Origin of the sequence: Microbacterium sp. UBA837 (assembly GCF_002296025.1) — a bacterium.
Lineage (GTDB): Bacteria > Actinomycetota > Actinomycetes > Actinomycetales > Microbacteriaceae > Microbacterium.
Genome location: NZ_DBHD01000069.1, coordinates 1 through 10,543 on the forward strand (window position 1 = coordinate 1; position 10,543 = coordinate 10,543).

General features: G+C 66.6%; 9 protein-coding genes. 6 read left to right on the plus strand and 3 right to left on the minus strand.

Annotated features, from left to right (window positions below):
• Together leuS and B3587_RS05265 are read right to left on the minus strand one after the other, a co-directional pair.
• Positions 1-1,985: leucine--tRNA ligase (gene leuS / locus B3587_RS05260; protein ID WP_292726922.1), on the minus strand; the 1,985-nt coding region annotated here is incomplete at its 3' end.
• Between the two features lie 80 nt (positions 1,986-2,065).
• Complete coding sequence (locus B3587_RS05265; protein WP_292726924.1) at positions 2,066-3,388, minus strand: anthranilate synthase component I family protein; 1,323 nt, start codon at positions 3,386-3,388, stop codon at positions 2,066-2,068.
• Between the two features lie 42 nt (positions 3,389-3,430).
• On the opposite strand from B3587_RS05265, the gene B3587_RS05270 reads away from it, so the two are divergent.
• The 3 genes from B3587_RS05270 to B3587_RS05280 are packed head-to-tail and all read left to right on the plus strand — an operon-like array spanning position 3,431 to position 5,909.
• The gene (locus B3587_RS05270; protein WP_292726925.1) at positions 3,431-4,132 is read left to right on the plus strand and encodes a DedA family protein; all 702 of its coding nucleotides are present in this window, start codon (positions 3,431-3,433) and stop codon (positions 4,130-4,132) included.
• 4 nt (positions 4,133-4,136) lie between these two features.
• Positions 4,137-5,174, plus strand: a complete 1,038-nt coding sequence (locus B3587_RS05275) for an App1 family protein (protein WP_292726927.1) — start codon at positions 4,137-4,139, stop codon at positions 5,172-5,174.
• Between the two features lie 9 nt (positions 5,175-5,183).
• Positions 5,184-5,909, plus strand: a complete 726-nt coding sequence (locus B3587_RS05280; RefSeq protein WP_292726929.1) for an SOS response-associated peptidase — start codon at positions 5,184-5,186, stop codon at positions 5,907-5,909.
• 9 nt (positions 5,910-5,918) lie between these two features.
• Here B3587_RS05280 and B3587_RS05285 read toward each other — a convergent pair whose 3' ends face one another.
• Entirely contained in the window at positions 5,919-7,196 is a 1,278-nt protein-coding gene (locus B3587_RS05285) for a glycoside hydrolase family 3 N-terminal domain-containing protein (RefSeq protein WP_292726931.1), read from the minus strand.
• Positions 7,197-7,238: 42 nt separating this feature from the next.
• On the opposite strand from B3587_RS05285, the gene B3587_RS05290 reads away from it, so the two are divergent.
• From B3587_RS05290 to B3587_RS05300, 3 genes are all read left to right on the plus strand, one after another.
• Positions 7,239-8,531 carry a M15 family metallopeptidase gene (locus tag B3587_RS05290; protein ID WP_292726933.1) on the plus strand — a complete coding sequence of 431 codons (1,293 nt, stop codon included), beginning with the start codon at positions 7,239-7,241 and terminating at the stop codon, positions 8,529-8,531.
• 63 nt (positions 8,532-8,594) lie between these two features.
• On the plus strand, positions 8,595-9,281 hold the full coding sequence (locus B3587_RS05295; RefSeq protein ID WP_292726935.1) for a hypothetical protein: 687 nt from the start codon (positions 8,595-8,597) through the stop codon (positions 9,279-9,281).
• Between the two features lie 99 nt (positions 9,282-9,380).
• On the plus strand, positions 9,381-10,481 hold the full coding sequence (locus B3587_RS05300) for an IS1249 family transposase (RefSeq protein WP_292726937.1): 1,101 nt from the start codon (positions 9,381-9,383) through the stop codon (positions 10,479-10,481).
• Positions 10,482-10,543: the final 62 nt, after the last annotated feature.

Here is a 10,543-nt window from a genome sequence, read left to right on the forward strand (position 1 = left end):
TCGGCCCAGTCTTTGTCGTCCTCGACGGGGCCCGCGAAGGCAAGAGCCACGCGCAGCGCATCGGCACCGTGCGTCGCGAGCTCCTCGTGGAAGAGCACGAGATTCCCCTTGCTCTTGGACATCTTGGAGCCGCCGAGAATCACCATGCCCTGATTGATCAGGCTCGAGAACGGCTCGGTGAAGTCGACGAGTCCCATGTCGAACAGGACCTTGGTGATGAAGCGCGCGTACAGCAGGTGCAGGATGGCGTGCTCCACACCCCCGATGTAGAAGTCCACCGGCGCCCAGCGCTGCGCCTCTGCGGGGTCGAAAGCAACCGAGTCGTTGCCCGGTGACAGGAAGCGCAGGAAGTACCACGAGCTGTCGACGAACGTGTCCATCGTGTCGGGGTCGCGAAGGGCTGGATCACCGGTCTCAGGGTCGGTGGTAGCCATCCACTCGGAAGCGCCCCCGAGCGGGGACGTACCCTTGGGCGCCAGGTCGAGGCCGTGAGCGTCGGGGAGCCTGACGGGCAGCTCGTCCTCGGGGACCGGGACGATACGACCGTCCTCGGTGTGCACCATCGGGATCGGCGTACCCCAGAAGCGCTGGCGAGAGATGAGCCAGTCGCGGAGGCGATACGACTTCGAGGCGCGCCCCGTGCCCGCAGTCTCAAGAATCTCGGTGATCCGCGCGATGGCGTTCCGCTTGCTCAGGCCATCCAGCGACCCGGAGTTGATCAGACGTCCTTCACCGGTGAGCGCCACCCCCGTCTTCGCGGGATCGATGGACTCGATGTCATCGGCATCCTCCGAGAGCGGACCGTCCTCCCCGATGACCGGGATGGCACCCGTGGCGGGTGCGGTCGTGTCCACAACAACGCGGATGGGTAGGCCGAACTCCCGTGCAAAGTCGAGGTCGCGCTGATCGTGCGCCGGCACCGCCATCACCGCGCCGTGGCCGTAGTCGGCCAGCACGTAGTCGGCGGCCCAGATCGGCAGGCGCTCGCCGTTGATCGGGTTGACGGCGTAGCGGTCCAAGAAAACCCCGGTCTTGGGGCGATCAGTGTTCTGACGCTCGATCTCGGTCTGCTTCTGCACGGTCTCGAGGTAGTCCCGGAAGGCGCTCTGCACATCCGGCGTCGACCCGGATGCCAACTCTGCAGCCAGATCGCTGTCGGGTGCGACCACCATGAACGTTGCGCCGTACAGCGTGTCGGGGCGCGTGGAAAAGACCGTGACCTTCTCGTCGCGACCCTCGATCTCGAAGTCGATGTCGGCGCCCACTGAACGGCCGATCCAGTTGCGCTGCATCTGGATGACCTTGTGGGGCCAGAAGCCCTCAAGCTGGTTCAGGTCGTCGAGCAGACGATCGGCGTAATCAGTGATGCGGAAGTACCACTGCGTGAGCTTCTTCTTGATGACCTCGGCGCCGCATCGCTCGCAGTGGCCATCCACGACCTGCTCGTTCGCCAGCACCGTCTGGTCGACCGGGCACCAGTTGACCGGGCTCTCTTTGCGGTAGGCCAGACCGCGCTCGAAGAGCCGCTGGAACAGCCACTGGTTCCACTGGTAGTACTCAGGGTCGCTGGTGTGCAGCACCCGGTTCCAGTCGAACGAGACCCCGTAGGAACGGAAGCCTGCCTTCTGCTGGTCGATGTTCGCGTACGTCCACTCGCGCGGGTCAGCGCCACGTTTGATCGCGGCGTTCTCGGCCGGCAGACCGAACGAGTCCCACCCGATGGGGTTGAGCACGTTGTAGCCGCGGTGCCGCCAGCTGCGGGCGACGATGTCGGAGTAGAGGTAGTTCTCGGCGTGGCCCATGTGCAGGTCACCCGACGGATACGGGAACATCGCGAGCACGTACTTGCGCGGGCGCGTGTCGTCGGCTCCACCAGCGCGGAACGGGTCGGCCGCCGCCCAGCGCTCCTGCCACTTGGCCTGGACCGCCTGCGGGTCATACCCGCCTTCGGGACCGTGGGCGGCAACGGTGTCGGTAGGGGCCATTTGACTCACGTAACGGGTACCAATCGGGATGCAGGGAAGACACGCGAAAGCGCAGCATCCAGGCTACCGGATGCCTGGAATCACGCGTCCGGGGCGACCATCGTCCAACCGGACGGCACGGATGCGCCAAGAGCCGCCAGCGGTCCGCGGGCTTTCACGACGACCTCCGCAACCTCGGACGGCGGATGCGACAGCCAGGTGATACCGCCGCCGGCTCCGACGTACGCGCGGCCGTTCTCAACGACGATTGAGCGAATGACCATTGCCAGATCCAGATCCCCCTGGGGTGAGACCCATCCGAAGCATCCGGCGAAGATGCCACGCGGCGCGCCCTCCAGCCGCTGCAGGATGGACATCGCCGAGAGCTTCGGCGCGCCGGTCATACTGCCGGCAGGAAATGTCGCGCCCAGGAGTTCGCCCACCTCCAGGCCCGGAAACAGGTTGCCGGCAACCGTGCTCACGAGCTGATGTACTGCCGGGTAGGACTCGACATCGAAGAGCCGCTCGACAGTCACGCTTCCGATCTCACAGATGCGCGAGAGGTCGTTGCGCATCAGATCGACGATCATGACGTTCTCCGCGCGCTCTTTGACGTCGGTGCGCAGGTCTTCGGCGAGTTCGGCATCGATCACGGAGTCGGCAGAGCGGGGACGGGTGCCCTTGATCGGGTGAGTGCGCACCCGGCCGCGGTCGACGTTGAGGAACTGCTCGGGACTCGCGCTCAGCAGCGCGCGGTCGGCGATCCGCACGAAACCGCCATGGTGAGCGCTGACGCCCCGTCGAAGGCGTCGGTAGGCTGCCACCGCATCGACGGCACCTTCCACCTCGAATCGCGTCGTGAGACACAGCTGGTACGCGTTTCCCTGGCGGATCTGCTCGCGGCACTGCTCAATCAGAGCCGCGTACGTGGCCGCGTCGTGCCGCGAGGACGCGACGACCGGCGTCGGCTCCCCGACAGCACCCGGATGCGGCAGTGCAGCGAGTTCGGTGGCGAGTTCTCGAGCGTCGCCTCCCGCGAATACCGTCGCGCGGCACGTCGCGTGGTCGAACTCGACGACAGCGCGCACCCGCATCCATCGGGTCTCGTCATCCGAGTCCGAGAGAGTCGGCGCGCCGGCTCGCCGGGCCCCGCCGTCGTACGCGAACCATCCGACCCATCCGCCCGGCCTCGGACCGCGCTCATCCGAGCGCGAATCGTCTTCGGCAACACTTCCCCGCACGACCACCTGTTCGACGACGGTTGAGGCGACTGACTCACCGATACCGACCCAACTCCGCGCTGAGGTCGCACCGGGTCCGGCATCCAACCAGAACGCATTCTCGAAGCGATGAGCCCATCCACAGAAGACTCGCTCTGGGTCGAGCCATGCCGCTAACGGAACGATCGACTGCGGCGTGGTCACGCCTCACAGGCTAAACGCTGTCGGCGGCTCTACGCTTCAAGAATGAACGAGTGGCTCACATGGCTGCTGGATACGGTGCAGGCAGTCGATCCGGTAGTGCGCACACTCGTGGCTGGCCTTGCGATCATGCTCGAGACCAGCGTCTTGGTCGGACTTGTCGTTCCGGGCGACACGATCGTGATCATTGCTGGGACCGCCGTCGCCGGCCCGTGGGAGGGTGTCGCGCTCGGCGTCGCCGTCGTGATCGGCGCCCTCATCGGCGAGAGCATCGGATTCTGGCTCGGGCGCTTCCTCGGTCCGCGCATCCGATATTCCCGCCTCGGCGCCCGCATCGGCGAGCGTGCGTGGATCCGAGCCGAGCTGTATGTCAATCGACGCGGCGGGATCGCGATCTTCCTCAGTAGGTTCCTCCCGGTGTTGCATTCTCTCGTTCCACTCACGGTCGGAATGACCGGGTACCCCTACCGGCGGTTCCTCGCGTGGACAGCGCCGGCATGCATCCTGTGGGCGACGATCTACGTGTCGGTCTCGTCGGCCGCGGCGGGAACCTACCGCGACCTCGCCGACAGTGCCCACTACGCCGGGTACATCTTCGTCGGAGCGATCGCGCTGTTCATCCTGGCCATCTACCTGGGCAAGAAGGTGCTGCATCGCATCGAGCGGCGGCACATGGATGCGGATGACGAGAGCAGTCCCGTCGGCGACGCCACACGGAACCCGGCTGCCGATGGCATGACAGACTGAACGGGTGCCCGGACCGGAGGAAACCCCCGCGCCCCCCAAGATCCTGTGGCTCGCACGGCTTGAGCGACGATTCCACACCTGGCGGGAGCGACGTGCCCGCGCGCGCGGCCACAAGCCGACGGTGACCCCGTTCGCGGGGTACGGCGGCGATGGCTGGATCCGGGTTCTCGGACGAGTACTGATCGTTCCGCCGCGTAAACCGCGCGGCGGCGGCGAGTATGCCTCGGTTCGAGGTTGGCGCAGCTTTCTGGCGGTTCCGGTCGGCTTCGCCAGCGTGCAGATAACCGTCGCAGGCAAGACTCACACCGTGGCAGCAGACCGGGGCGGCGTCGTGGATGTCGTTCTCGACGCCACGCTTCCGCCGGGCTGGCAGACGTTCACGATGACGGTCGAAGACAGCGCTCCCGTTGAATCACGGGTATTCGTCGTCGCACCGGACGCGCGCTTCGGCATCATCTCGGATGTCGACGACACCGTGATGGTCACAGCACTGCCGCGTCCACTTCTTGCGGCATGGAACTCCTTCGTCGTCGACGAACACGCCAGACAGCCGGTTCCGGGCATGGCGGTGCTGCTCGAGCGGCTTGCGCGCGAGAACCCCGGCTCTCCCGTCGTGTACCTGTCGACGGGGGCATGGAACGTCGCGCCGACGCTGGTGCGATTCATGCGACGCCACCTCTTCCCGCCAGGAGCGCTGCTGCTCACGGACTGGGGCCCCACCCATGACCGATGGTTCCGAAGCGGACGAGCCCACAAGGAGCACAGTCTGCAGCGCCTCGCCGAGGAGTTCCCCGACATCCGCTGGTTGCTCGTGGGCGACGACGGGCAGCACGACGATGCGATCTACACGGCTTTCGCGAGCGAGAACCCGGGCCACGTGGCAGCAGTCGCGATCCGCCGCCTCTCCCCCGCCGAAGCCGTGCTCGCTGGCGGCCGAACCGCGGTGAACGACCACTCGGCTGCCGAAGTACCGTGGGTTACGGCATCCGACGGTGCGGGCCTGCTCGATCGCCTCCAGGACGCTGGGGTATCCCCCGCGTAGGCTTGCCGCATGTGCGGACGGTTCGTGGTTGCAAGCGTTGGAACCGAACTCGTCGGGATGCTGCGGGTCGACCTCGTCGGCGATAACCTGCCCGGACCGTCCTTCAACGTCGCTCCCACCGACAAGGCTGCCGTCGTGCTCGATTCGGCGAAGTCCGAACCCCCGGTTCGGCGGCTGGAAGCTGCGCGCTGGGGCCTCGTTCCCGGCTGGGCGAAGGACCTCTCGATCGGGGCGCGGGCGTTCAATGCTCGCTCCGAGGAGCTCGAAGATAAGCCGATGTTCCGCGCTGCCCTCGAGAAGCGACGCGCGATCGTCCCCGTGACCGGCTACTACGAGTGGCATCGCACTGACGCCGGAAAGACCCCGTACTTCATCCACCCCGCCGACGGCGCCCCGCTGCTGTTCGCCGGGCTCTACGAATGGTGGAAGGACCCGTCAAAGGCCGAAGACGCAGACGACCGGTGGGTGCTCTCGTTCACGATCCTCACCCGCGCCTCCGCCGGTGGACTCGGCTCGCTCCACGCCAGGATGCCCGTCTTCATGGGTCCCGATCACGCCGATGCCTGGCTCGATCCCACTGTCGACTATCCGCGAGACATCTTGGATGCCGCAGTCGATGCTGCAGCCACGGTGGCAGACACGCTGGAGGCGTATCCCGTCAGCGCCGACGTCGGCAACGTCCGGAACAACTCCCCCGCGCTGATCGAACCCGTTCCCGGGCCTCCGCTGCCCTGACGACGGGGATCACGACACGGGCGCGCACGACGAGCAGGGCACAAGCCCGCGACCGGCACCCGCCGCCTGCAGTCGCATCGTCATCACCCGCACGGCGGCTTCGTCCAGCCGCGCCGCGGGAAGTGCACCGGATTCCACCGCCGCGACGATTCCCGCCGTCAGCTGTGCGGCGGTCTGCGCGTCGGTTCCGAGCACCGAGAGCAACATGTCGTTCCCCGCGGCCAGCGCGGCTACCGCGTTGGCGACGGGATCCTGGTACTCGCGCAGGCCCGACGCCTCGAGCATCCCCAGGTCATCCGTGATGGCGACGCCATCGAAGCCGAGTTCTTCGCGCGCGATGCGATGCCACTCGCTCGAGAGCGTCGCCGGGTTCGGGTCGATCGAGGTGTAGGCGAGGTGGCCAAACATGAGCAGCGGGGCGCCCGCCTCGATGCCGGCCGCAAAGGGAACGGCATCCGTCTGCAGCCACTGGTCGTAGCTTTCCATCGTGGACGGGATGCCGCGGTGCGAATCTCCGGGAGCTGCGCCATGACCGGGAAAGTGCTTGAGGGTCGAGAGGGCCTCGGGTTCCTCCCCGACCACGGCTGCCGCAACGTGCGAGGCGCCGCTCTCGGGAGTCGTGCCGAGCGCGCGGCGATAGATGAACATGCCGGTGTCGTCGGTGATGTCGGCGACGACACCGAAGTTCACCGAGATTCCAGCCCGCTGCACGAGAGCTCCGCGTCCGGCGAAAGCGAGCTCGGTAGCCTCCGGCGGCTCGTACTTCAACGTCACCGAGGAAGCAAAGTCGTCCCAGGGCAGACGCGACACATCGCCGCCTTCCTGGTCGATGCCCAGGAGCGGCGGAACGGCAGGATCGACCGTGAGCGCCGCGGTGATCTCGCGCAGTCGGTCTTCGGTTCCGGGCACGTTCGCGCCCATCAGGATGAATCCGCCGACCCCGGTGGTGGCCATGTAATCGCGCAGAACGCCCCGGTCGGTGGTCGGGATGTGCCCCATGATGACGCTCGCTGCGCGTTCGTTCAGGCTCATCGCCGCGACTGCCGCGGCTGCGCGCGTCGTGACACTCGCGGCGGTACCGGGGATCACGACGACCTCGCCCGCCGGTGCTTGCGATTCACCGGGCGTGGAGGTGGCGGCATCTGCAGCGGGGGCGACACCCAGAGCACCCACCGCGAGGGCTGCGGCAGCTCCCGTGGCGAGGCTCGTGCGCACGAGCGTCGTGAGCACGCCGGCGTGCTCTCCGCGGCGCCCCGCGTGAAATCCTTGACGACCTGCCGCGCTCACCTTTTCACGGTACCCGCTCCGGCGCACACTACCCTGGTGTTCATGGGGGCAAACCGCAAAGACCGCGCTATAGCGCGCCGGACGTTCCTCGGCTTCGCGGCGGTGTTCACTACGGCGGGCGTCGTCGGGACGATCACGACCGACAACGCCAAGGCCCGTGCCGCCTTCGATGAGGCACTCGCTGAGTGGGTAGCCTCCGGAGAAGCCGTCGACGAATCGGCATCCGCGTTCAGTGCCGCCCAGACGGATGCCATCGCTGCGGCCGCTGAGGCATCGACGGTCATCGAGGTCACGAACGCCGAGATGCTGCAGGACTCAGCAACGCTCGACGCGCTGCGAGCGTCGTTGGATGCACTAGTCGCGGCGGGGCTGCTGACGATCGCCGCGCCGGGTGAGGTGACGGCTACGACAACCGCGCCCGACCCGCGCTCGACGCCAGACGTACCCGAAGGCCGAGAGGCGCAGCTCGCGCAGGCACAATCGCTCACCGAGGATACGGCCCTCCTGACGGAGACTGCCGACACATCTGAGCAGTCGACCTCGGAGCTTGAGGCCGCCACCACTGCGGCGTTGGCCGACATCGACGCCGTCGTTGCGTCGGCAGCAGCTCACGGCGCAGCGGTCGAGGTGCCGAGTCTTGCCTCGCAGGAGACCAAGGATGCGTACGCTGCCGCGGTCGCCGCGCTCGGCGACCCGGCGGCTGGTAGCGCGTCGCAGCGGATCGGGGCGTACCAGCAATCATGGACCGCGGTCCAAGACTCGCAAGCCGCAGCTGAGGCTGCGCAGGCGCGGGGCAACAGTGGCGGCGGGGACGACGGCGTTCAGCCCACGTACATCAACGGCATCCTGATCGTCAACAAGACCTATCGCCTCCCCAGCTGGTACGGGAACGGGCTCACCGGCGACACGCTCGCCGCGTTCGAGCGGATGCGGGCGGAAGCGGCATCCGTGGGCCACAACCTCTGGATCGCGAGCGGGTTCCGCTCGTACGCGACGCAGGTCAAGGTCTACAACAGCTATGCGTCCCGCGACGGTTCGGCTGCCGCTGACCGCTATTCGGCGCGGCCCGGGCACAGCGAGCACCAGTCGGGCCTCGCGTTCGATCTGAACACCATCACGGAAGCGTTCGGCTACACACCCGAGGGTCAATGGGTCGCCGCCAACGCGCACCGATTCGGTTTCATCGTGCGCTATCCGCAGGGCAAAGAGGGCGTGACCGGATACATCTGGGAGCCCTGGCACCTGCGCTACCTCGGCGTTGACACTGCGACGGCGGTGTACAACAGCGGGCTCTCACTCGAGGAGTATTTGGGCATTACCTCGGTCTACAGCTGAGCGCGTTTCGCCACCCCACCCGCCTATGCTGAGCGGCCTCCCAGAGGCAGTACGATCTCGCTCATGCCCGACTCTCCCGATGCGATCCCGGCACCCCGCCGATCGTTTCTCGACGATCTGCAACTGCTGATCGTCATCCTCCTCGGCGTCGTTTCGGTAGCGACTGCGTACGTTTCTTTCCAAGCGGCGTTGTACGGCGGTCAACAAGCCGCCGCGTACTCGCGCGGCGGTGCAGCCCAGACCGAGGCCGAGTCGCTCTACCTCGAAGCCAACCAGCAGTACGTGCAGGATGCCGAGACCCTGACACGCCTCTTCGAGTATCAGATCGAGATGGGCAGCGCAGACCCGAACCTCGCTGCCACAGCATCGGAGAAGTACGACCAGTTGTACTTCACGAGCGTCTCAGACGACCTGGACGCCGCGATCACGAGGGCTCAGGCCGAGAACGAGGCAGACCCAACGACCTACACCGATCCGCAGGGTTCAGAGGACTACCTTGAAGCGCTCTTCGGAGGATGGTCGGAGACGGATGCCGAGGCTGAAACTCTGCTCGCTCGAGGCGACGAAGCCAATCAGTACAGCGATCGATTGACGTTGAACACGGTCCTGATGGCGATCTCGCTCTTCCTCCTCGGTATCGCCGCGGTGATCCGAAACCGCCGCGCCCAGTGGGTCCTCATCGGCGTGAGCAGCGGCATCTTCCTGCTCGGCCTCGGACTGACGGTGATCATCCCCATCACCTGGTTCTAGAGAAGGTGGGTTATAGGCCAAAAAGAGTGGATGAGGTCTCGATCTAGCCGCGTGATTACGTGGTGAATCGGGGATTGGTATGGTCTGCGAGGCTTACTCGTGGGCCTTCCGTCGAACTCGACCACCTGTCTGGTATGCGGCACGAAGCTCGTCAAGAACGGACGGCACCCGTCGGGGACGCAACGGTGGCGGTGCCCGTTATGCGGGGCGTCGTCGGTCCGGCGCCGCCCGGACCTCACCGCCCGTGAACAGCTGCGCCGGTTCGTGACCTGGCTGGTTGGGACGAACACGCAGGCCGAGACCGACGGGACCGCCTCAGGACGCTCCTTCCGCCGTCACAGCGCGTGGTGCTGGGATCTGACCCCACGGCTGGGGCCGGTCGAAACGATCTACCACGCTGTGCTGGTCGACGGGATCTGGATCGGCACCTGGTGCCTACTCATCGCGCTTTCTGGCACGGGCCGGGTCCTGGCCTGGCAGTGGTGCGCCCGCGAGACCACCGCCGCCTGGAAAGCATTACTCGAACAGATCCCCGCACCGGCTGTGCTCGTCTCCGACGGCGGTTCTGGCTTGCCGTCCGCGTTACGTCAGTGCTGGCCCGAAACAGTGCATCAGCGGTGTCTGTTCCACCTGCAGCTAAACACCACCCGGCACCTGACCCGCAACCCCCGCACCACCGCCGGCCGTGCCCTGCACCGCCTCGTGATGGACCTGAGCGGCGTCCGCGACGAACAGACCGCGATCGACTGGCAACTGCAACTCGAGCAATGGTGGCAGGCATTCGGGCACCTCACCAGCGAACGCACCCTGCTCCGCAACGGCCGGTTCGGATACACCCACGACCGGCTCCGCAAAGCCTGGCTCCTGGTCCGGCTCGTGGTCCGCAAGGACCTGATCTTCACCCACATCACCTACGGCAACCCGCGCACCACCAGCGCGCTCGAAGGCCTCAACGCGCAGATCCGAGACCTGCTCCGCCGCCACCGCGGCATGACCGAAGAACACCGCCGCCGCGCGGTCGAGTGGTTCCTCACCCTGCACGAACTCCCGCTCGAGCAGGCCCTCGACCTCGCCGGGCCCATCGATCAACCACCAGTCGCCCCCGAACCCGACGACCAGATCAGCCGCACCCTCTACGACACCGGCCTCGACCCAGCCGAAGGCCTCTGGCTCAGAACAGGATGGGCAGGACGCGGATGACACACCCGACCCATCCACTCTTTTTGGCCGATAACCCCGAGAAGGTGCTTCGGTCCCCCGTA